This window comes from Pseudomonas brassicacearum (assembly GCF_003732265.1).
Taxonomy (GTDB): domain Bacteria; phylum Pseudomonadota; class Gammaproteobacteria; order Pseudomonadales; family Pseudomonadaceae; genus Aquipseudomonas; species Aquipseudomonas brassicacearum_D.
In genome coordinates, this window is the sequence record NZ_MOBK01000003.1 from 108,287 (window position 1) to 133,871 (window position 25,585).

Annotated in this window: 25 protein-coding genes; 15 read left to right on the plus strand and 10 right to left on the minus strand. The window is 59.0% G+C overall.

The window, feature by feature from the left end; genetic code table 11:
* The first annotated feature begins 95 nt into the window (after nt 1-95).
* The 6 genes from BK660_RS09520 to trpE all read left to right on the plus strand — a co-directional run bounded on the left by BK660_RS09520 (nt 96) and on the right by trpE (nt 6,725).
* Nucleotides 96-1,343, plus strand: coding sequence for an ABC transporter permease (locus BK660_RS09520; protein WP_123433103.1), 1,248 nt, complete (start codon nt 96-98; stop codon nt 1,341-1,343).
* A gap of 12 nt (nt 1,344-1,355) precedes the next feature.
* Nucleotides 1,356-2,180 carry an ABC transporter permease gene (locus BK660_RS09525; RefSeq protein WP_027926741.1) on the plus strand — a complete coding sequence of 275 codons (825 nt, stop codon included), beginning with the start codon at nt 1,356-1,358 and terminating at the stop codon, nt 2,178-2,180.
* Between the two features lie 237 nt (nt 2,181-2,417).
* Complete coding sequence (locus BK660_RS09530) at nt 2,418-3,566, plus strand: iron-containing alcohol dehydrogenase (RefSeq protein WP_123433104.1); 1,149 nt, start codon at nt 2,418-2,420, stop codon at nt 3,564-3,566.
* A 116-nt stretch (nt 3,567-3,682) separates the two neighbouring features.
* The gene (gene rpe / locus BK660_RS09535; protein ID WP_027926743.1) at nt 3,683-4,357 is read left to right on the plus strand and encodes a ribulose-phosphate 3-epimerase; all 675 of its coding nucleotides are present in this window, start codon (nt 3,683-3,685) and stop codon (nt 4,355-4,357) included.
* On the plus strand, nt 4,354-5,172 hold the full coding sequence (locus BK660_RS09540) for a phosphoglycolate phosphatase (protein WP_123433105.1): 819 nt from the start codon (nt 4,354-4,356) through the stop codon (nt 5,170-5,172). Before rpe ends, BK660_RS09540 begins: the two co-directional genes overlap by 4 nt.
* 71 nt (nt 5,173-5,243) lie before the next feature.
* Nucleotides 5,244-6,725: an anthranilate synthase component I gene (trpE, locus tag BK660_RS09545; RefSeq protein ID WP_123433106.1), complete on the plus strand. Its 1,482-nt coding sequence runs from the start codon at nt 5,244-5,246 to the stop codon at nt 6,723-6,725.
* Between the two features lie 235 nt (nt 6,726-6,960).
* On the opposite strand, the gene estP is transcribed toward trpE, so the two are convergent.
* The gene (gene estP / locus BK660_RS09550) at nt 6,961-8,871 is read right to left on the minus strand and encodes an esterase EstP (RefSeq protein ID WP_123433107.1); all 1,911 of its coding nucleotides are present in this window, start codon (nt 8,869-8,871) and stop codon (nt 6,961-6,963) included.
* 410 nt (nt 8,872-9,281) lie between these two features.
* On the opposite strand from estP, the gene BK660_RS09555 reads away from it, so the two are divergent.
* From BK660_RS09555 to BK660_RS09570, 4 genes are all read left to right on the plus strand, one after another.
* On the plus strand, nt 9,282-9,875 hold the full coding sequence (locus BK660_RS09555; RefSeq protein WP_123433108.1) for an aminodeoxychorismate/anthranilate synthase component II: 594 nt from the start codon (nt 9,282-9,284) through the stop codon (nt 9,873-9,875).
* A gap of 9 nt (nt 9,876-9,884) precedes the next feature.
* A complete protein-coding gene (gene trpD / locus BK660_RS09560; RefSeq protein WP_123433109.1) occupies nt 9,885-10,934 on the plus strand; it encodes an anthranilate phosphoribosyltransferase in 1,050 nt (349 codons plus the stop codon).
* Nucleotides 10,931-11,761 carry an indole-3-glycerol phosphate synthase TrpC gene (trpC, locus tag BK660_RS09565; RefSeq protein WP_123433110.1) on the plus strand — a complete coding sequence of 277 codons (831 nt, stop codon included), beginning with the start codon at nt 10,931-10,933 and terminating at the stop codon, nt 11,759-11,761. Before trpD ends, trpC begins: the two co-directional genes overlap by 4 nt.
* Before the next feature lie 156 nt (nt 11,762-11,917).
* On the plus strand, nt 11,918-12,619 hold the full coding sequence (locus tag BK660_RS09570; RefSeq protein WP_123433111.1) for a lipoate--protein ligase family protein: 702 nt from the start codon (nt 11,918-11,920) through the stop codon (nt 12,617-12,619).
* Here BK660_RS09570 and crp read toward each other — a convergent pair.
* On the minus strand, nt 12,616-13,260 hold the full coding sequence (crp, locus tag BK660_RS09575) for a cAMP-activated global transcriptional regulator CRP (RefSeq protein WP_027926750.1): 645 nt from the start codon (nt 13,258-13,260) through the stop codon (nt 12,616-12,618). The genes BK660_RS09570 and crp overlap by 4 nt on opposite strands.
* Before the next feature lie 237 nt (nt 13,261-13,497).
* On the opposite strand from crp, the gene BK660_RS09580 reads away from it, so the two are divergent.
* Both BK660_RS09580 and speD read left to right on the plus strand, forming a co-directional pair.
* On the plus strand, nt 13,498-13,920 hold the full coding sequence (locus tag BK660_RS09580; RefSeq protein WP_007941657.1) for an OsmC family protein: 423 nt from the start codon (nt 13,498-13,500) through the stop codon (nt 13,918-13,920).
* A 238-nt stretch (nt 13,921-14,158) separates the two neighbouring features.
* Nucleotides 14,159-14,950 (plus strand): adenosylmethionine decarboxylase, encoded by a 792-nt coding sequence (gene speD, locus BK660_RS09585; RefSeq protein WP_123433112.1) that lies wholly within the window; start codon nt 14,159-14,161, stop codon nt 14,948-14,950.
* Between the two features lie 120 nt (nt 14,951-15,070).
* Here speD and coq7 read toward each other — a convergent pair whose 3' ends face one another.
* From coq7 to hemJ, 6 genes are all read right to left on the minus strand, one after another.
* Nucleotides 15,071-15,718 (minus strand): 2-polyprenyl-3-methyl-6-methoxy-1,4-benzoquinone monooxygenase, encoded by a 648-nt coding sequence (gene coq7 / locus BK660_RS09590; protein WP_123433113.1) that lies wholly within the window; start codon nt 15,716-15,718, stop codon nt 15,071-15,073.
* A gap of 108 nt (nt 15,719-15,826) precedes the next feature.
* Entirely contained in the window at nt 15,827-16,165 is a 339-nt protein-coding gene (locus tag BK660_RS09595) for a histidine triad nucleotide-binding protein (protein WP_123433114.1), read from the minus strand.
* Between the two features lie 61 nt (nt 16,166-16,226).
* On the minus strand, nt 16,227-17,015 hold the full coding sequence (locus BK660_RS09600; RefSeq protein ID WP_123433115.1) for an SDR family NAD(P)-dependent oxidoreductase: 789 nt from the start codon (nt 17,013-17,015) through the stop codon (nt 16,227-16,229).
* A gap of 61 nt (nt 17,016-17,076) precedes the next feature.
* The gene (locus BK660_RS09605; RefSeq protein WP_123433116.1) at nt 17,077-18,054 is read right to left on the minus strand and encodes a DUF805 domain-containing protein; all 978 of its coding nucleotides are present in this window, start codon (nt 18,052-18,054) and stop codon (nt 17,077-17,079) included.
* A gap of 92 nt (nt 18,055-18,146) precedes the next feature.
* On the minus strand, nt 18,147-19,115 hold the full coding sequence (locus tag BK660_RS09610; protein WP_123433117.1) for an NAD(P)H-dependent flavin oxidoreductase: 969 nt from the start codon (nt 19,113-19,115) through the stop codon (nt 18,147-18,149).
* Between the two features lie 33 nt (nt 19,116-19,148).
* Nucleotides 19,149-19,577, minus strand: a complete 429-nt coding sequence (hemJ, locus tag BK660_RS09615; protein ID WP_123433118.1) for a protoporphyrinogen oxidase HemJ — start codon at nt 19,575-19,577, stop codon at nt 19,149-19,151.
* Nucleotides 19,578-19,712: 135 nt separating this feature from the next.
* Between hemJ and argC the strand changes: the two genes are divergently transcribed.
* Together argC and erpA are read left to right on the plus strand one after the other, a co-directional pair.
* Nucleotides 19,713-20,747 carry an N-acetyl-gamma-glutamyl-phosphate reductase gene (gene argC / locus BK660_RS09620; RefSeq protein ID WP_123433119.1) on the plus strand — a complete coding sequence of 345 codons (1,035 nt, stop codon included), beginning with the start codon at nt 19,713-19,715 and terminating at the stop codon, nt 20,745-20,747.
* A 168-nt stretch (nt 20,748-20,915) separates the two neighbouring features.
* Nucleotides 20,916-21,266, plus strand: coding sequence for an iron-sulfur cluster insertion protein ErpA (erpA, locus tag BK660_RS09630; protein WP_007947969.1), 351 nt, complete (start codon nt 20,916-20,918; stop codon nt 21,264-21,266).
* A gap of 69 nt (nt 21,267-21,335) precedes the next feature.
* Here erpA and BK660_RS09635 read toward each other — a convergent pair whose 3' ends face one another.
* Complete coding sequence (locus BK660_RS09635) at nt 21,336-22,427, minus strand: anhydro-N-acetylmuramic acid kinase (protein ID WP_123433121.1); 1,092 nt, start codon at nt 22,425-22,427, stop codon at nt 21,336-21,338.
* Between the two features lie 3 nt (nt 22,428-22,430).
* Nucleotides 22,431-23,843 carry a peptidoglycan DD-metalloendopeptidase family protein gene (locus BK660_RS09640; protein WP_123433122.1) on the minus strand — a complete coding sequence of 471 codons (1,413 nt, stop codon included), beginning with the start codon at nt 23,841-23,843 and terminating at the stop codon, nt 22,431-22,433.
* Between the two features lie 214 nt (nt 23,844-24,057).
* Here BK660_RS09640 and tyrS point away from each other — a divergent pair, with 214 nt between their 5' ends.
* Entirely contained in the window at nt 24,058-25,257 is a 1,200-nt protein-coding gene (gene tyrS, locus BK660_RS09645) for a tyrosine--tRNA ligase (RefSeq protein ID WP_123433123.1), read from the plus strand.
* Nucleotides 25,258-25,585 lie beyond the last annotated feature (328 nt).

Consider the following 25,585-nt stretch of genomic DNA (forward strand, 5'->3'; position numbering starts at 1 on the left):
TCGCTGCCGAACGGGGTGATGCGGCATTCCGACAAGCGCCCTCGCCACAATTTCGCTCCCCCTTATCGATTGATCAAAGATTTCCGGAGTACGCCATGGCCACCGCCATTCCCCTGAACGCGGGCACTGACCCCACCTTGAAGCAGCGACTCAGGCACGCCGAGCGGGTCAACCGCTGGAAAGCCCAGGCCTTGATCGCGCCGCTGGTGCTGTTTCTGTTGCTGGTGTTCCTGGTGCCGATCGTGGCGCTGCTCTACAAAAGCGTGGGCAACCCGGAAGTGGTCGGCGGTATGCCGCGCACCGTGTCCGCCATCGCCAGTTGGGACGGCCGAGGCCTGCCCGCTGAACCGGTTTACAAAGCGGCCAGCGAAGACCTCGCCGAAGCCCGCAAGAATCAAACCCTGGGCGATTTGTCCAAGCGCCTGAACATGGAACTGGCCGGCTACCGCAGCCTGTTGACCAAAACCGCCCGCGCCTTGCCGTTCGCCACCGAGCCGGCCTCTTATAAAGAAGCGCTCGAAGGTCTCGACGAACGTTGGGGCGACCCGGCCTACTGGCAAGCGGTGCGCCGCAACGTCAGCAGCATCACGCCTTACTACCTGCTGGCGGCGGTCGACCATCGTATCGATGACCTCGGTGAAATTGCCCCGGCCACGCCTGACCAGGCGATCTACCTCGACATCTTCGCCCGGACCTTCTGGATGGGCCTGATCATCACTGTGATCTGCCTGCTGCTCGCGTATCCATTGGCCTACCTGCTGGCGAACCTGCCATCGCGTCAAAGCAACCTGTTGATGATTCTGGTCCTGCTGCCGTTCTGGACCTCGATCCTGGTGCGCGTCGCCGCGTGGATCGTGTTGCTGCAATCGGGCGGGCTGATCAACAGCGGCCTGATGGCCATGGGCATCATCGATAAGCCGCTGGAACTGGTGTTCAACCGCACCGGCGTCTACATCTCCATGGTGCACATCCTGCTGCCGTTCATGATCCTGCCGATCTACAGCGTCATGAAAGGCATCTCGCCGACGTACATGCGTGCTGCGATTTCCCTCGGCTGCCACCCGTTCGCCAGCTTCTGGCGGGTGTACTTCCCGCAGACCTATGCCGGTGTCGGCGCCGGTTGCCTGTTGGTGTTCATCCTCGCCATCGGCTACTACATCACCCCGGCCTTGCTGGGCAGCCCGAACGATCAGATGGTCAGCTACTTCGTCGCCTTCTACACCAACACCAGCATCAACTGGGGCATGGCGACCGCACTGGGCGGGCTGCTGTTGCTGGCGACCGTGGTGCTTTATCTGATTTACAGCTGGCTGGTGGGCGCCAGTCGCCTGCGCCTGAGCTAAGGGGAGAACGAAATGCTGAGTCCTTATATGTCGCCCGTTGAGCGGGTGTGGTTCTACAGCTTGCGGATTCTCTGCGGCTTGATCCTGTTGTTCCTGATTCTGCCGGTGCTGGTGATTATTCCGCTGTCGTTCAACTCGGGCAGTTTCCTCGTGTACCCGCTGCAAGGTTTCTCGCTGCACTGGTACCAGGATTTCTTCGCCTCGGCCGAATGGATGCGCGCCCTGAAGAACAGCATCATCGTCGCCCCGGCAGCGACGGTGCTGGCGATGGTCTTCGGCACGCTGGCTGCGATTGGCCTGACCCGCGGTGACTTTCCCGGCAAGGCGCTGGTCATGGCGCTGGTGATTTCGCCGATGGTGGTGCCGGTGGTGATCATCGGTGTGGCGAGTTACCTGTTCTTTGCCCCGCTGGGTTTGGGCAACAGCTTCTTCTCGCTGATCGTGGTGCACGCGGTGCTGGGTGTGCCGTTTGTGATCATCACGGTGTCGGCGACCTTGCAGGGCTTCAACCATAACCTGGTGCGCGCCGCGGCAAGCCTGGGTGCTTCGCCACTGACGGCATTTCGCCGGGTGACGCTGCCGTTGATTGCGCCGGGTGTGATCTCCGGTGCGTTGTTTGCCTTCGCGACGTCGTTCGATGAAGTGGTGGTGACGTTGTTCCTCGCCGGTCCCGAGCAAGCGACCTTGCCTCGGCAGATGTTCAGCGGGATCCGCGAAAACCTCAGCCCGACCATCGCCGCCGCAGCGACACTGTTGATCGCCTTCTCGGTGATCCTGCTGCTGACCCTGGAATGGCTGCGAGGGCGTAGCGAAAAACTGCGCACCGCCCAAGTCTGAAGCCACACACGGTAGAAATGTGGGGGCGGCGGTGCGGCGATCCGACTTGCTCGCGAAAGCGGTCTAACATTCAACATCAATGTTGGCTGTAAGAGCCCTTTCGCGAGCAAGCCCGCTCCCACATTAGATATATGGTGTTTTCGGGATCTGCGTTCATTCACGACCTGAATAGCAGACAAACCCCAATCCCCAGCTACTATTGTGCCCAGCTCCCCTATCTATAAGAGGCTGCGCACGATGAGTCTTTCCTCTTTCAAAATCGCTCACAAACTGATCACCGGCGCAGGTGCCATCGAGCAGCTCGCCGCTGAACTGACCCGTCTGGATGTCGACAACCCGCTGATTGTCACCGACGCTGCGCTGGTCAAGTCCGGCACGGTTGAGCTGGCGCTGGCACAGCTGGGGGACCGGTCCTACGAGATATTCGATCGGGTGCTGCCAGACCCGGAAATCGCCATCGTCGAAGACTGCATGCGGGTGTACCGCGACGGCGGGCATGACGGCTTGATCGGTCTGGGCGGCGGCAGTGCTATCGACATCGCCAAGAGCGTGGCGGCGTATGCCGGTTACCACGGCGCGCTGGAAGATTTGTTCGGCATCGATCAGGTGCCGCGCAAAGGCCCGCCGCTGATCGCGATCCCGACCACCGCCGGCACCGGTTCGGAAGTCACCAACGTGGCGATCCTTTCCGACAAGGTCGCGCAGCTGAAAAAAGGCATCGTCAGCGACTATCTGTTGCCAGACGTGGCGCTGGTCAGTCCGCAAATGACCCTGACCTGCCCGCGCAGTGTCACCGCCGCCAGTGGCGTCGACGCGCTGGTGCACGCCATTGAGTCCTACCTGTCGGTCAACGCCTCGCCGATCACCGACGCCCTGGCCATCGGCGCCATCAAGCTGATCGCCAAGGCGCTGCCCAAGGCCTACGCCAATCCATCCAACCTGCAAGCCCGCGAAGACATGGCCACCGCCAGCCTGATGGCGGGCATGGCGTTCGGCAATGCCGGGGTCGGCGCGGTGCATGCGTTGGCGTATCCACTGGGCGGACGTTTCAACATCGCCCACGGGGTCAGCAACGCCTTGTTGCTGCCCTATGTCATGACCTGGAACAAGATGGCCTGCGTCGAGCGCATGCAGGATATTGCCGAGGCCATGGGGGTGAAAACCACTCATTTAAGTGCCAACGAAGCGGCGGACAAGGCCGTGGAGGCGATGACCGAGTTGTGCGCTGCGGTGGAAATTCCGAAAGGGCTGCGCAGCTTCGGTGTTCCGGAGGACGCCATCCCGGCCATGGCCACGGAAGCGGCGGGGATCGAGCGCCTGATGCGCAACAATCCTCGCAAATTGAGCGCCGTCGATATCGAGAAGATCTACCGGGCGGCGTACTAGAGCCTGCGGTGACTTATTGATCGAAGGCAGCCCCAATCATCGCGGTCACAGTGCGCGCGCCAAACTATGAGGTATACAATGCGCGCCATCGTGATTCTGCTCAAAAAAGGTGCGTCATGCAGCCCTTCGTCATTGCTCCGTCGATTCTCTCCGCCGACTTCGCCCGCCTGGGTGAAGAAGTGGACAACGTCCTGGCCGCCGGTGCCGACTTCGTGCACTTCGATGTCATGGACAACCACTACGTGCCGAACCTGACCATCGGCCCGATGGTGTGCGCAGCACTGCGCAAGTACGGCGTGACCGCGCCGATCGACGCGCACCTGATGGTTAGCCCGGTGGACCGCATCGTCGGTGACTTCATCGAAGCCGGCGCGACCTACATCACCTTCCACCCGGAAGCCTCTCAGCACGTCGACCGTTCCCTGCAACTGATCCGCGAGGGTGGTTGCAAGTCGGGCCTGGTGTTCAACCCGGCGACCCCGCTGAGCGTGCTCGAATACGTGATGGACAAGGTCGACATGATCTTGCTGATGAGCGTCAACCCGGGTTTCGGCGGGCAGAAGTTCATCCCCGGCACCCTCGACAAACTGCGCCAAGCACGGGCCTTGATCGATGCATCCGGGCGTGACATCCGCCTGGAAATCGACGGCGGCGTGAACGTGAACAACATTCGTGAAATCGCTGCGGCGGGCGCGGACACCTTCGTGGCGGGCTCGGCGATTTTCAACGCCCCGAACTATCAGGAAGTGATCGAGAAGATGCGCGCCGAACTGGCGCTGGCTCGCCCATGAGTGGTTTTGAGCAGCTGTTCCCGGGGCGTCTGCCGCGGCTGGTGATGTTCGATCTGGATGGCACGCTGATCGATTCGGTCCCGGACCTCGCAGCGGCTGTGGATCACATGCTGCTCAAGCTGGGCCGCAAACCCGCCGGCATCGAGTCGGTACGGGAATGGGTCGGTAACGGCGCGCCGGTATTGGTGCGTCGTGCGCTGGCGGGTGGCATCGAACACTCAACGGTCGACGACGTCGAGGCTGAACACGCGCTGGAGATTTTCATGCAGGCCTATGGCGCGAGCCATGAGCTGACCGTGGTTTACCCCGGTGTGCGTGACACCCTCAAGTGGCTGAACAAGCAAGGCGTGGAAATGGCGCTGATCACCAACAAGCCGGAACGCTTCGTCGCGCCGCTGCTGGATCAGATGAAAATCGGCCGCTACTTCAAGTGGATCATCGGCGGCGATACCTTGCCGCAGAAGAAACCCGACCCGGCCGCGCTGTTTTTCGTGATGAAAATGGCCAACATCCCGGCCTCGCAATCCTTATTCGTCGGCGATTCGCGCAGCGATGTGCTGGCGGCGAAAGCGGCGGGAGTCAAGTGTGTGGCGCTCAGTTACGGCTACAACCATGGCCGGCCGATTGCCGAAGAGTCGCCGGCGCTGGTGATCGACGATCTGCGCAAGCTAATTCCCGGTTGCCTGGATCCGGCCGCTGAGATAACGTTGCCCGACGCTGTTCAACCCCCTGCTGGAAACGCCATCGTGGTGGTCACTCGCAAACTCTGGATGAAAGTCATCAAGGCCTTGGCCCGCTGGCGTTGGCGCGCCTGACTTGTTCCTGGCCGGCCTGCCGGCGCGTTTGCATACCTGACTGTTAGACCCTCAAGCCACGAGGCTACTCCATGATCCGCGAAGAATTCCTGCGTTTGGCCGCTGCCGGCTACAACCGCATCCCGCTTGCCTGCGAAACCCTGGCTGACTTCGACACGCCGCTGTCGATCTACCTGAAACTGGCCGACGAGCCGAACTCCTACCTGCTGGAATCGGTTCAGGGCGGGGAGAAGTGGGGCCGTTACTCGATCATCGGCCTGCCATGCCGCACTGTGCTACGGGTGCACGACCATCACGTCAGCGTGACCGTCGACGGCATCGAGACCGAAAGCCACGACGTGGAAGACCCGCTGGCGTTCGTCGAAACCTTCAAGGCCCGTTACAACGTGCCGACCATCGCCGGCCTGCCGCGCTTCAACGGTGGCCTGGTGGGGTATTTCGGTTATGACTGCGTGCGGTATGTGGAGAAGCGTCTGGGCAAATGCCCGAACCCGGATCCACTGGGCGTGCCGGACATTCTGCTGATGGTTTCCGATGCGGTGGTGGTGTTCGACAACCTCGCCGGCAAGATGCACGCGATAGTGCTGGCAGACCCGGCGCAAGACGGTGCTTTCGAGCAAGGACTGGAGCGTCTGGAAGAGCTGCTGGAAAAACTCCGCCAGCCAATCACGCCACGGCGTGGCCTGGATTTCAGCAAGCAGCAGTCGGCTGATCCGGTGTTCCGTTCGAGCTTCACCCAGGACGATTACGAAAAAGCCGTCGACACCATCAAGGAATACATCCTGGCCGGCGATTGCATGCAGGTCGTGCCGTCCCAGCGCATGTCGATCGACTTCAAGGCTGCGCCGATTGATCTGTACCGGGCGCTGCGCTGCTTCAACCCGACGCCATATATGTACTTCTTCAACTTTGGCGACTTCCACGTCGTGGGCAGTTCCCCGGAAGTGCTGGTGCGGGTCGAAGACAACCTGATCACCGTGCGCCCGATTGCCGGCACCCGCCCACGCGGGGCCAACGAAGAAGCTGACTTGGCGCTGGAAAAAGATCTGCTGTCCGATGACAAGGAAATCGCCGAGCACTTGATGCTGATCGACCTCGGTCGTAACGACACCGGTCGGGTCTCGGAAATCGGTTCGGTGAAACTCACCGAGAAAATGGTCATCGAGCGTTATTCCAACGTGATGCACATCGTGTCCAACGTCACCGGGCAGCTGAAGGCCGGGCTGACGGCGATGGACGCGCTGCGGGCGATCCTGCCGGCGGGCACCTTGTCTGGCGCGCCGAAGATTCGCGCGATGGAAATCATCGACGAACTGGAGCCAGTGAAACGTGGCGTCTACGGCGGTGCGGTGGGTTACTTTGCCTGGAACGGCAACATGGACACTGCCATCGCCATCCGTACCGCGGTGATCAAGAACGGCGAACTGCACGTGCAGGCCGGTGGCGGCATCGTCGCCGACTCGGTGCCCGCGCTGGAATGGGAAGAAACCCTGAACAAGCGCCGCGCAATGTTCCGTGCCGTGGCTCTGGCCGAACAAACCCCGGACGCCTGAACCTGTGGGAGCGAGCCTTTGTGGCGAGGGGGCTTGTCGGAACGCCGCATCGCCCCGTTGGGGCGCGAAGCGGTCCTGAGCTTATTCAGGTACGCCGATTCGCATCGACTTGCGACTGCTGCGCAGCCGAACGGGGCGGTGCGACGTTTCGACAAGCCCCCTCGCCACAGTTAAGTATTCAGCATAAAAAAACGCGGCGCCTGTGAGGGCGCCGCGTTTTTTATGGCCGATCGATTTAGAAGTCCAGCGCTACCCCTAAATTAATCCCTTGCTGGGTAAAGTCATCATCCTTGCGAATGTTGTAGCTGGCGCGCAGTGCCAGTTCCTTGGTGAGGTTGTGGCTCACTCCCAGGTTCACCCGGTTCAGGTTGGTTTGCGGGGTGTAGCCTTCCAGTGTGAACTGGTTGTTTGGCAGGCTGTTGAGGTTGATCGCCACGTCCTGGGTATCGTCGTTGTACTCACGCTCGTGAGCCACTTCACCGAATACCTGGGTTTGTGGGGTGATCTGGTATTTGCCCTGCAAACCGATGCCGAGGCGGCGGGAAATACTCTCCTGATCGCCATAGGTCAGCGCTGTGGAATCATTGCCGTCCTCTGAATAACCATCGACTTTCACCTTGGAGAAGTCGGCGCTGACAAACGGCGACAGGTGCCAAGGGCTGCTGACTTGCTGTGCGATGTCATAACCGATGCGAGCGCTGAAGGCTTCGACGAAGCCACTGGTGTCGCCTTTTTCGCCGCGTTCGTTGGCGCCTAGCTGGAATTTACGCTTGAGGCTGTCGTAATCCAGATGCCCGGCGGTCAACGCCATGTCAGCCCATATACGATTTTGTTGGTATTGGGCGAATGCGGTGCCCAGGTACGTGTTGAGCTTGTAGTCGGAGTCGTTCGTCCCGGCTTCGAGTTTCTGGTTATAGAAACCGGCCGCCACACCCACGCGCCAGGCATCGTCGAGGCGGTAGCTGCCGCCGATGTTCAGGTTGTAACCATTGCCGTCGGCACTGACGACGCTGTCCTGACCATCAAAGTCCTGATGCTGGCCACCGCCGGAAACAATGGCGCGCCATTGACCGACGCCTTGCCAGTTTTCCCAATCGGCGAGCCATTGGTTACGCAGTTCATCCTGGTGCGCGCGCAAGGTGCCTTGGGCCATTTGCGGCAGCAGCGTCAGTTCCCACGGCGCAGACAACAGCGAATACGCGTAATCGGCAATCAGGCGTTGCCCGGCTTCGGTCGGGTGGACCGAGTCGTTGTAGATCAGCTTGGTCGGGTCGGGTGTGGCGCTGTTGATGCCGTAACGGGCGTTTTCGGTGCAGCCGCTACCGCTGAAGCAGGTCGCGGTCAGGTTCTGGTCGGTCGCCAGGCCGAACTGCGCCGGATTGGCGAAAGCTTCATTGAGCAACACCGGAATGTTCAGCGGGATCACTTCGGCATTGATGTTCTGCAGTCTGCTCACCAGCTCCGTGTTGAACTGGGCGCTGAGCTGTGAGGTGAACGCTTGCAGCGGGCTGCCGTTGATTGCCGGTGTAAGGCCGATGTCGGGCAGCAGCCAGACCATGACGTATTTAGCACCAGCGGTTTGCAGCGTCTGTACGCTGTCGGCCAGCCGGTCGGCGGCGGCACTGGCCTGAGGCAAGCTGGTGACGCGTCCCTGCAGGAAGTCGTTACCGCCACCCGACAGGTAATACAGCGCGTTCGGGTCGGCACGGAAGTTGTTCGACGGCAGGTACCCGGCCCGCACGCGCGCTCCGGTGTCGGACGTGGTGGTGATCGAATCGAGAATCTGATCGGTGCGATAACCGCCGACGGCCCAATTGTTGCCATCGGGCTGGCCATTGCTGGCACGCACTGCAGAATTCGATGACGCGGTCTGGTCCGCGGTGTACCCCAGTTTTCCACCCAGTATTTGCGTGGAGTTGAGCGAGCGGACTTCACCGCTGCCATCCAGATAAACCGGCCCCGTCCGGTTGGTGTAACGCTGAGTCGCTCCGGCAGGCCCGCCGGTGTCGGCAAAGGTCCCCGCGTCGTTGAGGCTGTCGCCGAAGACGACGAAATTGGTGTAAGGATTCGGTGCGGCGTACGCCTGAGCGCAGGCCATTGCCAGCAAGCATCCTGCGAGCGGTACAAACAACGTCTGTTTGATCATGAGCAAGTCCGTTTATTTATTGTTTTAGGAGAACGAAACGACAGTACCAAAAACTTCCGGCCTTTTGCCATCCGTCGCGAAGCCTTTGAGAGTTTCGCGAGCAGCAGCCCCGGCCATATTGCACGCTCTGCCCAGCTAAGTTACTGTGCCGAGACGTATGAATGAGACCTTCCCCGTGTTGATCATCAGTAAACTCCTGGATCAAGTCATCAAGGCACACGCCCGCTGGCGTTGGCGCGCCTGAATTCTTTTGCCGGCCTCGCCGGACCTGTACCGCTTTGCCTTCTTTACCTGTTTGAAATGCCGCTTTGCTGGCGCTACCCCGGCACCTGACAAAGCGTAGCGCTCTGCGGGTCAATCATTCGAAGGCCATCTTTAAAGTCAGTGAATTCAAGAGGTTCAAAAACGCCATGTTGCTGATGATCGATAACTACGACTCCTTTACCTACAACGTTGTGCAGTACCTCGGTGAGCTCGGCTCCCAGGTCAAAGTCGTGCGCAACGATGAACTGACCATCGCTGAAATCGAAGCCCTCAACCCAGAGCGTATCGTGGTGTCCCCCGGTCCTTGCACCCCGACCGAAGCCGGGATCTCGATTGAAGCGATCAAGCATTTCGCTGGCAAACTGCCAATTCTTGGCGTCTGCCTCGGCCACCAGTCCATCGGCCAGGCCTTTGGCGGCGATGTGGTTCGCGCCCGTCAAGTGATGCACGGTAAGACTAGCCCGGTATTCCACGAGGACAAGGGCGTATTTGAAGGCCTGAATCGTCCATTGACGGTCACCCGCTACCATTCGCTGATCGTCAAGCGTGAAACCTTGCCCGACTGTCTGGAGCTGACCGCCTGGACCCAGCTTGAAGACGGCTCGGTCGACGAGATCATGGGCCTGCGCCACAAGACCCTGAACATCGAAGGCGTGCAGTTCCACCCTGAGTCGATCCTCACCGAGCAGGGCCACGAACTGTTCGCTAACTTCCTCAAACAAAGCGGCGGCACGCGCTAAGGACTTTTCATGAATATCAAGACAGCCTTGGGCCGTATCGTCGATCACCTCGACCTCAGCACCGATGAGATGCGCGATGTGATGCGCGAAATCATGACCGGCCAATGCACGGATGCGCAGATCGGCGCATTCATGATGGCCATGCGCATGAAGAGCGAAAGCATCGACGAAATCGTCGGCGCCGTGTCGGTCATGCGCGAGCTGGCGGACAAGGTCGAACTCAAGACCCTCGACGGCGTGGTCGACGTGGTCGGCACCGGCGGTGACGGTGCCAATATTTTCAATGTGTCGACCGCTTCATCCTTCGTCGTTGCAGCGGCCGGTTGCACCGTAGCCAAACACGGTAACCGTGCGGTGTCGGGGAAAAGCGGCAGTGCCGACCTGCTGGAGGCGGCGGGTATCTACTTGAACCTGACGCCGGTTCAAGTGGCCCGTTGCATCGATAACGTCGGCATCGGTTTCATGTTTGCCCAGACTCACCACAGTGCCATGAAGTACGCGGCCGGTCCGCGCAAAGAGCTTGGCCTGCGTACCTTGTTCAACATGCTCGGCCCGCTTACGAATCCGGCCGGCGTGAAGCATCAGGTGGTGGGCGTGTTCAACCAGGCGCTGTGCCGGCCATTGGCCGAAGTCCTGCAGCGATTGGGCAGCAAGCACGTGCTGGTGGTGCATTCGAAGGATGGCCTGGACGAATTCAGCCTGGCCGCGCCGACCTTCGTGGCGGAATTGAAGAACGACCAGATCAGCGAATATTGGGTCGAGCCCGAAGACCTGGGCATGAAGAGCCAGAGCCTGCATGGCCTGGCCGTAGAAAGCCCGGCGGCTTCGCTGGAATTGATTCGCGATGCCTTGGGCAAACGCAAAACCGAAAGCGGTCAGAAAGCCGCCGAAATGATTATGCTCAATGCCGGTGCCGCGTTGTACGCCGCCGACCATGCCACCAGTTTGAAAGAAGGCGTTGCCCTGGCGCACGATGCGCTGCACACAGGCCTCGCTCGCGAGAAACTGGAGGAGTTGGGTGCATTTACCGCGGTATTCAAAGTGGAGAATGAGGGATGAGTGTACCGACGGTTCTGGAAAACATTCTGGCGCGCAAAGTCCAGGAAGTCGCCGAGCGTAGCGCTCGTGTGAGCCTGGCCGAGCTGGAAAGTCTGGCCAAGGCGGCCGATGCTCCCCGTGGTTTTGCCCAGGCATTGTTGGCCCAGGCCAAGCTCAAGCAGCCAGCGGTGATTGCCGAAATCAAGAAAGCTTCGCCGAGCAAGGGCGTGATCCGCGAGAACTTCGTTCCCGCCGACATCGCCAAGAGCTACGAGAAGGGCGGTGCGACGTGTTTGTCGGTGCTGACCGATATCGATTACTTCCAGGGTGCTGATGCGTATCTGCAACAAGCCCGGGCGGCGTGCAAACTGCCGGTGATCCGCAAGGATTTCATGATCGATCCTTACCAGATCGTCGAAGCCCGTGCGTTGGGCGCCGATTGCGTGTTGTTGATCGTCTCCGCGCTGGATGACGTGAAAATGGCCGAACTGGCTGCCGTGGCAAAAGGTGTCGGCCTCGATGTGCTGGTGGAAGTTCACGACGGCGACGAACTGGAGCGGGCCTTGAAAACCCTCGACACTCCGCTGGTCGGCATCAACAACCGCAACCTGCACACGTTTGATGTCAGCCTCGAAACCACCCTCGACCTGTTGCCGCGCATCCCTCGTGATCGCCTGGTGATTACCGAAAGCGGCATCCTCAACCGTGCCGATGTCGAGCTGATGGAAATCAGCGACGTGTATGCGTTCCTGGTGGGCGAGGCGTTCATGCGTGCCGAAAGCCCGGGGACCGAGTTGCAGCGGCTGTTCTTTCCGGAGCGCGCGGTGAGTGGTTCTACACTCGACTGATTTCCGACAGGAAAACCGTGGTGCGCCCTTCGCGAGCAAGCCCGCTCCCACATTAGTCCGCGTTCATCCAGTGAGCGCAGATTAAATGTGGGAGCGGGCTTGCTCGCGAAGAGGCCCTCAAATTTTCCAAAGATCTCAAGCCTTGCGGAGTATTCAATGACCCAGCCGACCAATCTGACAATCGAAGCCGGCTTGCAAGCCGAACAGGATCTGCTTGCGTCGGTCTGCACCGGAGATTCGGAATTCGGCTTGCTGTTCTGGCAACCCAATGACCGCGCCCTGGTCATGCCCCGACGCCTGAATCGTCTACCCGGCTTCGAAGCAGCCTGCGAAGTCTCGGCCGCTGCCGGCTGGCCCGTGCTGTTGCGTGAAACCGGCGGTGAGCCCGTGCCGCAATCGGCATCCACTATCAACATCGCATTGGTCTATGCACCGCCACGCAGCGAAGGCGACCAAAACCGCATCGAAACCGCTTATCACCGACTCTGCGATCCGATCTGCCAGTTGCTGGATGAACTGGGCGGTGTGTCGTCCCTCGGCGAAATCGAAGGTGCGTTCTGCGATGGCCGTTTTAACGTCAACCTCGACGGCCGCAAGATGGTCGGCACTGCTCAGCGCTGGCGCCAGAGCAAGGGCGGCACGCGTCCGGTCGGATTGGTGCACGGTGCGTTGTTGCTGGATAACGAGCGGGAATCGATGGTTGCGGCGGTCAATCGTTTCAATGAAGCCTGCGGCCTGGAGCAGCGGGTTCGCGCCGAAAGCCACATCGCCCTGCATGAGAAGTTCGCCGCGCCCGATGCGCTCGGGCGGCTCGACGCGCTTTATCGCCAATTGCTGGCAGACATGTTCAAGGCTTAGCGCGTACCGAAGACCACCATGGTCTTGCCTTTGACGTCCACCAGGTTGCGCTCTTCCAGATCCTTGAGCACGCGACCGACCATCTCACGCGAACAACCGACAATCCGGCCGATCTCCTGACGGGTCACTTTGATCTGCATGCCGTCCGGGTGGGTCATGGCGTCCGGCTGCTTGCACAATTCCAGCAGGCAACGAGCAACGCGACCGGTCACGTCGAAGAACGCCAGGTCACCGACCTTGCGTGTGGTGTTGCGCAGGCGCTGTGCGATTTGTCCGCTGAGGACGTAAAGAATGTCCGGATCTTGCTGGGAAAGCTCGCGGAATTTCGCGTAGCTGATTTCCGCGACTTCGCATTCGATCTTGGCGCGCACCCAGGCACTGCGCGCCTGTTCCAGGCCAGCCTGTTCGAACAGGCCTAACTCACCGAAAAAATCCCCGGCGTTCAGGTAGGCGATGATCATTTCACGACCATCGTCATCCTCGATCAGGATCGTGACCGAGCCTTTGATGATGAAGAACAGGGTTTCCGAGCGATCGCCCGCACAAATGATGTTGCTCTTGGCCGCATAGCGACGGCGTTGGCAATGCATCAACAGCTTGTCGAGGTTTTTGATTTTGGGTATTGGGGTAATAGCAACCATGGTTGTATCCCGAAAAAACGTCACGGTGTGTGTTTGATTTTCTTATGGGGTGCCGACAACGGCCAAAGCAAAGCTGGCTATGCGCCAGCGAATTGGCGTCAGCTTAACAGACACTTCCTGCAATATTTGAGAATTTACCTACAGCGCAGAGGCTTGCGTCCTAGGAAGGCGAGGCACCGTCAATCAAGGGCCCTGTGCTAAGCTGGCGACCCTTTTTTAGACAGTGGAGTCTTGGCGATGAAGGCACGCATCCAATGGGCTGGCGAAGCCATGTTCCTCGGTGAATCCGGCAGCGGTCACGTCGTGGTCATGGACGGTCCGCCCGATGCCGGTGGTCGCAACCTGGGTGTCCGGCCGATGGAAATGCTCCTGCTGGGTGTCGGCGGTTGCAGCAATTTCGACGTGGTCAGCATCCTCAAGAAGTCCCGTCAGGCCGTTGAAAGCTGCGAAGCCTTCCTCGAGGCCGAGCGTGCGACCGAGGACCCGAAGGTCTTCACCAAGATTCACATGCACTTCGTGGTCAAGGGCCGCGGGCTGAAAGAGGCCCAGGTCAAGCGCGCCATCGAGCTGTCGGCGGAGAAGTATTGCTCGGCCTCGATCATGCTCGGCGCAGCTGGCGTGGCGATTACCCACGACTACGAGATCATCGAACTCGGTTGAGCCGACATTCAACTATCATAAAAGCGGTGCAGACTCTGGCGAACCCAAGCTGACGTCTGCATAATGCGCCACTTTTTTCAGGGTAGTGGTCCGTCAACCGACAGGCCGCGCGCCCGAACTGACAACCAAAATCGCCATCGCGAAGAGGTGTTAACCGTCCTACGCAGGTGCGTTGTTCGCATTTGACGGGCATGCTTGATCACGCGGCCGGGCCGCAATACATAGAGAGTTTTTAACGGTGAAAAGCAAACTCAAGCTCCACGGGTTCAATAACCTGACAAAGACCTTGAGCTTCAACATCTATGACATCTGCTACGCGGAAACCCCGCAAGACCAACAGGCTTACGTTGAGTACATCAATAAAGAGTACAACGCGAAACGCCTGACGCAGATCCTCACGGAAGTTGTCGATATCATTGGTGCCAACATCCTGAACATTGCCAGTCAGGACTACGAACCACAGGGCGCCAGCGTCACGATTCTGATCTCTGAAGAGCCGGTAACCCCGACCGACAGCCAGATCGAAGAGTCCCCGGGCCCGCTGCCGGAAATTATCCTGGCCCACCTCGACAAGAGCCACATCACGGTGCACACCTATCCGGAAATCCATCCGGTGGACGGTATTGCAACGTTCCGTGTGGACATTGATGTGTCGACCTGTGGTGTCATTTCACCGTTGAAAGCACTCAACTTCCTGATTCACCAGTTCGATTCGGACATCGTGACCGTGGATTATCGTGTGCGCGGCTTCACCCGTGACGTTGAAGGCAAAAAGCACTTCATCGACCACGAGATCAATTCGATCCAGAACTACCTGTCCGACGACACCCGCGACGCGTACCAGATGACCGACGTGAACGTGTACCAGGAAAACCTGTTCCACACCAAAATGCTGCTGAAGAACTTCGAACTGGATAACTACCTGTTCGGCGACGCCACCAGCAGCCTGTCCTCTGAGCAACGTGCCCAGGTGACCGAGCGCGTGAAACACGAAATGCTCGAAATCTTCTACGCGCGGAACATGGCGTAAGATTTTTCGAACACAAAAAAGGCGACTCCGTCACGGCAGTCGCCTTTTTTATGTCTCAAACAAAGAGCCCTTGTGGGAGCGAGCCTGCTCGCGAAAGGGTCCTGTCCGGCAGCGCATCTATCAGATCCGATAAGTACTCTTGGTCATCACCTTGGCCAACAGACTCATTCCGAACTTCACCGGCGCCGGAAAACGGAACCCCCCGGCATCCAGCGCACTTTCAGCGTGATGTTCTTCATCAATACGCATCTGCTCAAGAATCGCCCGGGACTTTTCGTCCTCCGCCGGCAATTGGTCGAGGTGTTCATTCAAGTGCTTGCACACTTGATGTTCAGTGGCGGCAACGAAACCGAGGCTGACTTTGTCGCTGATCAACCCGGCCACTGCGCCAATCCCGAACGACATGCCGTAGAACAGCGGGTTAAGAATGCTGGTATGGCTGCCCAACTGATGAATGCGTTGCTCGCACCAGACCAGATGGTCGATTTCTTCTTCGGCAGCATGCTCCATGGCCGCGCGCACATGCGGGAGCTTGGCGGTCAGGGCTTGCCCTTGATACAACGCCTGGGCGCAGACTTCACCGGTATGGTTGATGCGCATCAGGCCGGCAACGTGCCGGGTGTCCTCGTCGCTCAATTTTGCATCAGGCTGGACGATGGCGGGCGACGGGCGGTAAGGCTGGCCACTGAAGGGCAGCAGGGTGCGCATGGCGGCATCGGCTTGCAGCAGAAGACGGTCAATCGGCGAGTAGTGACGTTGGGTAGTCATGCTGACCTCCGGGAAAAATCTCGGCGGCCAGTTTAACCCAATCGGCCGGGGAAGGTTTGAGTTGGGTCATGCGGGAGTGGCTGGCCACTCCCCTGGAACAACCGGCAATCAGCCCGGCGGCCAGTGCATCTGACGCTGACCCAACACGTGCATATGAATGTGATAGACAGTCTGCCCACCTTCTTCATTGCAGTTCATGACAACGCGGAAACCTTTTTCGCAACCCAGTTCCAGTGCCAGACGCTGTGCGGTGAACAGAATATGCCCGGCCAGAGCCTTGTCGTCCTCGGAGAGATCGTTAAGGGTACGCACGGGTTTCTTCGGGATCACCAGAAAATGCACCGGTGCCTGTGGGGCGATATCGTGGAAGGCCAGTACCTGGTCGTCCTCGTAAATGATCTTGGCCGGGATTTCCCGGTTGATGATCTTGGTGAACAGAGTATCCACAGCTGTTTTCTCCGTTGTTTTGGCTGGCTTGAGTGTACCCATGGTTTTGCCGTAGGACCATTCAGCGTGGGCAGTAAACCTTGTTGACCATGCCGGCGATTGTCCGATTCAACCAGCGCGAGCCGAGCCGTGGCAGAAAGGCGCGCCAGCGGTTGCGTCGGCCCGGGATGATGATTGCGCGATTTTTCTCCAGGGCTCGTACCGTGTAGAGCGCCACTTCTTCAGGGCTCATGAGCATTTTGCTGTCGATCAGTTTGCCGGTGTCCAATTGCGCGGTACGGAAGAAACCGGTGCGCGTCGGGCCGGGGCACAGCACCGAGACCTTGACTGCGCATTTCTTCAGTTCGACGCGCAAGCCCTCGGAAAAATGCAGCACGTAGGCCTTGCTCGCGTAATAGGTACTCATCCACGGGCCGGGAAGGAACGCGGCGACCGAGGCCACATTGAGGATCTGCCCGCCACCCTGCAAGGCCATGGAGTTTCCGATGGCGTGGCAGAGGCGGGTGAGGGCCAGGATGTTCACTTCGATCAGGTCCTGTTCTGTCATCCAGTCTTGAGCGAGAAAGGGACCGCAGGTGCCCATGCCGGCGCAGTTGACCAGCAAATCGATCTGTCGGTCGCCTTCCTCCAGTTCCAGCAGAAACCCCGACAGCCGTAGCGGCTCGCCCAGGTCACAGGCACGGAACAGTACTTCCACGCCAAAACGTTGAGTCAGTTCAATCGCAATACTTTCCAGCTGATCACGCTGTCGGGCCACCAGAATCAGGCTGCGGCCACGGCGGGCCAGCGCTTCGGCCATCGCCAGGCCGATGCCGCTGGAAGCGCCAGTGATCAGAGCGTAACGGGTCATGCAGTTCTCCATCGCAACAGCTCCGCGCCGCGACGCAGGTGTCACGGGCGGGGAGCGCTGTTTATTCTTTCGCAGAGTCTACAGGGGCCGGGGCTTCTTCGGCTTCATCGTCTGCAGAATCCGGTGCAGGTTCGGCTGCTTCGGCCGGTTCGACTTCAACGTCTTCGGTAGTCACCGAGCCGCTGTCGTAGCTGCTTGTCGTGGTGCTTTCGTACTCTTCCTGAATCGCAGTGAAACCGCCGGCCAGCGCTCCAAGGAAGACAATGACGATAAACACGACCCACAACGAAGAGAGCACTTTGACCGCGGTGGTATTGGGCGGAGGTGGCGGGCCGTAGCGATTGGCGATGTTGGTGCCGGGGACGACCATGATCACGAGCGGGAAGAAGCTGCCCACGAACGGGACGAGGTTCAATAGCCAGAGCCAGCCGGACCAGCCAATGTCGTGCAAGCGCTGAACACTGAACTGAATGCTGACGACCGCGATCGCGATGAACAGGATGAATGCAACCAGACCACCGATGATCAAGCCTGCCGTCGAATCGGCACTGATGATGGCGAACGCCAGGATGGCCAGGACCGAAACGACGGGGATCAAGACCAGGGTCAGGGCCATCGTCCACGCCAGATAACGCAAGCGCCCGATGCGACCTTCGACACTGAACGGCTTGAGTGTGGCGAACGCCGGCAGGCTTTCGCCGACGCTGGCCTGAGGCGGAGCGTAGGGGGAGGCCGGTTCGGCAAAGACAGGCTGGGGCCTGGCGGGAACGTGTTCGTGCGCGTCGGCCAGGTTCAGTTCGATGGACGATTCGCTTTCGATCCGTGCATTGATGCCGGTTTTCGTCAGCGCCTGCAGGTAGATTTGTGCGTCGGCGTGCGACAAATCTTGTTTAAGCGTGACGGTCTTGCCAGTGAACAGCCGTTCAACCGCAGCGACTTCGCTTTTGTACAGCGCGGCGAGATTCTGCTTGGCGGTCGTGAGGTCGACGCCTGGCAGCAGAGCGCCGTCGAACAGGATCTTGAAACGGTTTTCGCTCATTGCGAGGCATCCTTGTCGCGAGTGTTGAGTTAGAAAGTGTTACAGCGACAGAGTGTAAGGCCAGCCGGGTTGGGCTGGCCAAAACTTTCCTCTCAGCGCGGCCAGCGTTTTGGCAGCTGTGCCGCCAACTCCAGCGCCTTGCGGTATTCCGTGTCCAGCCGTGCGACCAATTGATCGACACTCGGCAAGTCATCGATTTCCCCGACGCCCTGACCCGCCGACCACACGGTTTTCCAGGCCTTGGCTTCATCGCTGACCGGTTTCAGTTTGGAACCGAAGTTGACCTCACCCTTGTTTTGCAAGGCCGCCATGTCGAAACCGGCGGCTTCGAGGCTTTGGCGCATGAAACTCGCCGGTATACCGGACACCGCTGGAGTATGGACGATGTCCGCCGCCCTGGAAGTCAGCAACATCTCTTTGTAAGCGTCAGGCGCATGACTTTCAGTGGTGCCGATAAATCGCGTACCGAAGTAGGCCAAATCCGCACCAAGCAATTGTGCGGCGAGAATCTCGTGGCCATGGTTCAGGCAGCCGGCCAGCAGCAGGGTCTTGTCGAAAAACTGACGAATTTCGGCGATCAGCGAGAACGGACTCCAGGTGCCTGCGTGGCCACCGGCGCCCGCGGCCACGGCGATCAAACCGTCCACACCGGCCTCAGCAGCTTTTTCCGCATGGCGGCGAGTCGTCACGTCGTGGAACACCAGGCCGCCGTAGCTGTGCACGGCGTCGACCACTTCTTTCACCGCGCCGAGGCTGGTAATCACAATCGGCACTTTGTGCTCGATGCAGATCGCCAGGTCCGCTTGCAGGCGTGGGTTGCTGTTGTGGACGATCAGGTTGACCGCATAAGGGGCCGGGTTCTCCAGTGTCGCCAGGCCTGCCTCGATCTCTTCCAGCCAGGCCTTGAACCCGCTGCTCTCTCGCTGGTTGAGCGCGGGGAAGCTGCCCACCACGCCATTACGGCAGCAGGCGAGCACCAATTGCGGATTGGAAATCAGGAACATCGGCGCAGCCACGACTGGCAGGCGCAAACGTTGTTCGAGCAGAGCGGGCAGCGACATTGGAAGTACCCCGGTGAGTGGTGCGCATTGAAGTTAGAACGGCCGAACGACGACCAGAATTACGATAGCCAGCAATATCAGAACCGGGACTTCATTGAACCAGCGATAAAAGACATGGCTGCGGGTATTTTCGCCACGGGCAAAGCGCTTCACCTGCGCGCCGCACATGTGGTGGTAGCCGATGAGGATGACCACCAGGGTCAGTTTGGCGTGAATCCACGCGCCTTGACTGAAGATACCCGGATTGAGGGCGATCAGCGCAATGCCGAAGATCAGGGTGGCGATCATCGCGGGGCCCATGATGCCTCGGTACAACTTGCGCTCCATGACGCTGAAGCGTTCCTTGCTGACCGCGTCTTCACTTTGTGCGTGGTAGACGAACAGACGCGGCAGGTAGAACAGGCCGGCAAACCAGCAGACCATGCTGATGATGTGAAACGCTTTGAGCCACAGATAGAGCATTTTTAGTTATTCCCAGGTTCACGGTAGCCCGGATAGTAGAGGCTTGAGCGGCCGCACGTCACCTTGCCGGTTGTCGCAGGACGATACGGGCCCTATTATCGACGGCTTTCCAGTGGGTTCGTTGAGGGCAGGTTTATGGTCAAGGTCGGTATCGTCGGCGGCACGGGTTACACCGGTGTCGAACTGCTGCGTCTGTTGGCACAGCATCCGCAAGCTGAAGTGGTAGTAATCACTTCTCGATCCGAGGCTGGCCTGGCCGTGGCCGACATGTACCCGAACCTGCGAGGCCACTACGACGGCCTGGCGTTCAGTGTTCCGGACATCAAGACGCTGGGTGCTTGCGACGTGGTGTTCTTTGCCACGCCTCACGGTGTTGCCCATGCGTTGGCCGGCGAACTGCTGGCTGCCGGGACCAAGGTCATCGACCTGTCGGCGGACTTCCGTCTGCAGGACCCTGTTGAGTGGGCCAAGTGGTACGGCCAGCCGCACGGCGCCCCGGAACTGCTGGAAGAGGCCGTTTACGGCTTGCCGGAAGTCAATCGTGAGCAAATCAAGGATGCTCGCCTGATCGCCGTGCCGGGTTGCTACCCGACCGCTACGCAACTGGGTTTCCTGCCGCTGCTCGAAGCGGGCCTGGCGGATACCACTCGCTTGATCGCTGACTGCAAATCCGGTGTCAGCGGTGCCGGTCGTGGCGCCTCTGTAGGATCGCTGTACTCCGAGACGTCGGAAAGCATGAAGGCCTATTCGGTCAAAGGGCACCGTCACTTGCCGGAAATCCGCCAGGGGCTGCGTCGCGCAGCAGGCAAGGACGTCGGCCTAACGTTCGTTCCGCACCTGACGCCAATGATTCGCGGTATTCACTCGACGCTTTACGCGACCGTCGTGGATCGCTCGGTCGATCTGCAAGCATTGTTTGAAAAGCGCTACGCCAACGAACCGTTCGTCGATGTAATGCCAACCGGCAGCCACCCGGAAACCCGCAGCGTGCGCGGTGCCAATGTGTGCCGTATTGCCGTGCATCGTCCGCAGGATGGCGATCTGGTGGTGGTGTTGTCGGTGATCGACAACCTGGTCAAAGGCGCGTCGGGTCAGGCGGTGCAGAACATGAACATCCTGTTCGGCCTGGATGAGCGCTTCGGCTTGTCTCACGCGGGCATGCTGCCGTAAGGCGCAATCGCGGACAGCAATAAGGCCCATTGGATGGGCCTTATTGCATTCTGGTCGGACAGTTTGCTTGATTGATATACCGTAACAATAGTTGACCGATTTTCTAGGAGAAGCGGATAATGCGCGTCATCACGCATTATGGCGGCGTAACGCCGGGAGATAGTCAGCATGAGCGTCGAATCCTTCACCCCCACGGCTTTGCAATTCACCCACGGTGCCGCGCACAAGGTGAAGAGCCTGGTCGATGAAGAGGGGAATGATCGCTTGAAGCTGCGCGTATTCGTTACGGGCGGCGGTTGTTCAGGTTTTCAGTACGGCTTCACCTTCGATGAAGAAGTGGCCGATGACGACACCATCGTCGAGCGCGAAGGCGTGAGCCTGGTCGTGGACCCGATGAGCTTCCAGTACCTGGCAGGCGCCGAGGTGGACTATCAGGAAGGTCTGGAAGGTTCGCGCTTCGTGATCAAGAACCCGAACGCCAGCACTACCTGTGGCTGCGGCTCTTCGTTCTCGATCTGATCGCACCTTCAGCACACTGTAAAACGCCGCAGAACCTTATGGGTTATGCGGCGTTTTGCTGTCTTGGGTTTAAGCGGGGTAGATCGCGCCGAGTACGCGCAGGCCGCGGGCGCCGGTGACACTTGGGCGGTTGGCGGCGATGCCTTCGAGGCAGCAATGGGCCAGCCAGGCGAAGGCCATGGCTTCAACCCAGTCGGGGTCTACACCGTGAGTGGCGGTGCTGCTGACTTGCGTATTCGGCAGTAAGCTGGCCAAGCGCTTCATCAGCGTGGCGTTGTGCGCGCCGCCGCCGCAGACCAGCAGTTCTTGAGTGTTCAACTGGGCGTGTTGCAGTGACTCAACGATGGTCAGTGCGGTGAGTTCGAGCAAGGTCGCTTGTACGTTTTCGGCAGCGAATGTCGGCAGTTTCGACAGGTGTTGCGTCAGCCAAGGCAGGTTGAACACTTCGCGGCCGGTGCTTTTGGGGCCTTTGGTCACGAAGAAGGGATCGCTGAGCAGTTCATTCAGCAGATCCGGCTCGACGTCGCCGCTGGCGGCCCATTGACCGTCACGATCGAAGTTGTCGCCGCGCTGCTGGTGAATCCAGGCATCCAGCAAAACGTTGCCTGGACCGCAGTCGAAACCCGCAACGGGTTGACCGGGTTCGATCAGGCTGAGGTTGCTGAACCCGCCCACATTCAAGACTGCGCGACTACCTGCGCTTTCATCAAACAAGGCTTCGTGGAAGGCTGGAACCAGCGGAGCTCCTTGCCCGCCTGCGGCCACATCGCGACTGCGGAAGTCACTGACTACGGCGATGCCGGTCAGCTCGGTCAGCAGGGCAGGGTTGCCGATCTGCACGGTAAAGCCGCGCGCCGGTTCGTGGCGAATGGTCTGGCCGTGGCTGCCAATCGCGCGAATGTCTACGGGCTTCAGGTTTTGTTGATCAAGCAGGGAGTGAATGCCCTGAGCTGCCAGTTTTACCCAGTTTTGTTGGGCGATGGCAGAGCGGGCAATCTCGTCCGGACCACTGGCGCATAAGCCAAGCAGCTCGGTGCGCAGGGATTCCGGCATGGGGATGTAGTGTGTGGCGATCAGCTTGATCGCCGGGGAGAGATCAACCAGCGCGATGTCCAGGCCATCGAGACTGGTTCCGGACATCACACCGATATAGAGCGTCATGGCTTAGCGCTTGCTCGAAGCCAGCAGGGTGGCCTTCTCTTGATCCATGCGCGCCATCAGCGGTTGGCTTTGCGCAAGGAAGCGCGAGCGTTCAGCCTTGGCGATCGGATCGGCCATTGGCAGCTTTTGGCCCAGCGGGTCGACGTGAACGCCATTGACCTGGAATTCGTAGTGCAAGTGCGGGCCGGTGGAGAGCCCGGTGGTGCCGATGAAGCCGATCACCTGGCCCTGTTTAACCGTGCCGCCGGTCTTAACGCCTTTGGCGAAGCCTTGCATGTGGCCATACAGCGTGGTGTAGGTAGAACCGTGCTGGATGATCACGGTGTTGCCATAGCCGCCGCGGCGACCGGCCAACAATACTTTACCGTCGCCGGCAGCCTTGATTGGCGTGCCACGTGGTGCTGCATAGTCAACGCCTTTGTGGGCGCGAATCTTGTTCAGGATCGGGTGCTTGCGGCCCATGGAGAATTTCGAACTGATGCGGGCGAAGTCAACCGGGGTGCGGATGAACGCTTTGCGCATGCTGTTACCGTCAGCCGTGTAGTAGCTGCTGTTGCCTTGTTTGTTGATGTAACGCACAGCGGTGTAGGTCTTGCCGCGGTTGGTGAAGCGTGCGGAAAGGATCGGGCCGTTGCCGACAGCCTTGCCGTTGACGACTTTCTGCTCGTAGATCACATCGAACTCGTCACCCTGGCGGATATCCTGGGCGAAGTCGACGTCGTAGCCAAACACGCTGGCCATGTCCATGGTCAAGCTGTGGGACAGGCCGGCGCGAGCGGCGGATTGCGACAACGAACTGTTGATCACGCCATGAACGTAGGCGGAACGCACGGTGGGCTTGGCGGTGATGCGGTTGAATGCATAACCCTTGTCATTCTTGGTCAGGGTAATGCTTTCGACGTCGCTGATCTTGCTGTGCAGGTTGGTCAGTTGACCTGCAGGGTTCAGTTCGAATTCGAGTTTCTGCCCATGTTTAAGCTGGCTGAACTGCTTGGCTTGCTTGTCGCTGGCCAGGATTTCATGGACCGAAGCGGCCGGGAGGCCGACTTTCTCAAACAGGGTGGAGAGCGTATCGCCTTTGGAGACGATCACTTCCCTGTGGTTTGGAGCCTTCTTTTCTTCGACCACAGGCGCGGCCTGAGCGGTTTCCTGCGGTTCTTCGGCGGCGTTTTCGATCTGCGCGAAAGGGGAGGCTACTGGTTCATTTGTGGCTTGAGCGGCCTCGGCAGCGTCTTGTTCTTGTGATAGTTGTTCAGCAGGGGTTTCCAGTTCAAGACTCAGGGTGGTCTTTTTGGCTTCAACATCGCTGGAAGGGAATACCAGAAGCGCCAGGCTCAGCAGAGCGGCGATGCCACTTGCTGCGAGCAGGTGGGTCTTCGGGTAAAGCGGTGGCGCTTTAGACGATTCTTTGGTCATAAGTGATTTTTTGACTTTGAAAAAAGATGAATTGGAAAAGATGAATGACATGATGAAGATGAAATAACTGTATAAAATATAACCAAATCATCTCTGAAGCAAGTCCGCAGACTCTCTGCCGGCGGATTGGCGTCATTGCGCCGGCCAAACTTTGTATTTGACGCGTGATCTTGTATGGTTGGTCCCCTTTGAATTCGAGCCTTGCGGGTCTGTTATGAAGTCGGTTGAAGAACAGCTAGCGCTGATTAAACGTGGTGCGGAAGAACTGTTGGTCGAGTCCGAGCTGATCGAGAAGCTCAAGCGTGGCCAACCGCTACGTATTAAGGCTGGCTTCGATCCGACTGCGCCGGATTTGCACCTGGGTCATACCGTGCTTATTAATAAGCTGCGCCAGTTCCAGGAGCTGGGGCATCAGGTGATCTTCCTTATTGGTGATTTCACCGGGATGATTGGTGATCCGAGCGGGAAGAGCGCGACACGTCCGCCGCTTACCCGTGAGCAGGTTCTTGAGAATGCCGAGACCTATAAGACCCAGGTCTTCAAGATTCTTGATCCGGCTAAAACCGAAGTTGCGTTCAACTCCACCTGGATGGACCAGATGGGGCCGGCCGACTTCATTCGCCTGACTTCGCAGTACACAGTTGCGCGCATGCTCGAGCGCGACGATTTCGATAAGCGCTATACCACCAATCAGCCCATCGCCATTCATGAGTTCCTCTATCCGCTGGTTCAAGGTTATGACTCGGTCGCGCTGCGCGCAGATATCGAGTTAGGCGGTACCGATCAGAAGTTCAACCTGTTGATGGGGCGCGAGCTTCAGCGCGGATACGGTCAAGAGCCGCAGTGCATTCTGACCATGCCGCTGCTCGAAGGCCTGGATGGCGTGAAGAAGATGTCCAAGTCCCTGGGCAACTACGTCGGTATCCAGGAAGCGCCGGGTGTGATGTACAGCAAGCTGGTTTCCATTCCGGATGCGCTGATGTGGCGTTACTTCGAGTTGCTTAGCTTCCGCTCCATGGAAGAGATCAATGCATTCCGTGCCGACGTCGAGTCTGGTGCGAACCCACGGGACATCAAGATCAAGCTGGCTGAAGAGATCGTTGCGCGTTTCCATGGTGAGGAGGCGGCGGCCAATGCTCACCGTGGAGCAGGCAATCGCATGAAAGAAGGCGAGCTGCCGGATGATCTGCCTGAGATCGAATTGACTGCTGCTGAAGATATGCCGATTGCGGCTGTTCTTAATAAGGCAGGGTTGGTAAAGAACGCGGCAGTGGCGCGCGACCTGTTGAATGCTGGCGGTGTGCGTATAGATGGTGAGGTGGTTGATCGCACCTTTATATACGTACTGGGTGCGACACACGTTTGCCAGGCTGGTAAGAAGGCATTTGCGCGCATTACGTTGAAAACCGAGTAAAGCTGCAAACAGTGCTTGACGGCAGATTCTGGATGTCTATAATTCTCCCCACTTCCGGCGCAGTCGAAACGGAAAACTCCTTGGTAAACAAAGAGTTACGCAGTTTTCGGCAGTGAGCGGCTTCAGGTCATCGAAGCCCGAAAGGGAGTTGAAAAAGAGGTGTTGACAGCAGCGTGTAACGCTGTAGAATTCGCCTCCCGCTACCGAGTGATCGGAAGCGCAAGTGGTTGAAGTTGTTAAAGATTTCCAAGCGAAACTTTGAAAACTTCTGAAAATAACCGCTTGACAGCAACAGAGGCTGCTGTAGAATGCGCGCCTCGGTTGAGAC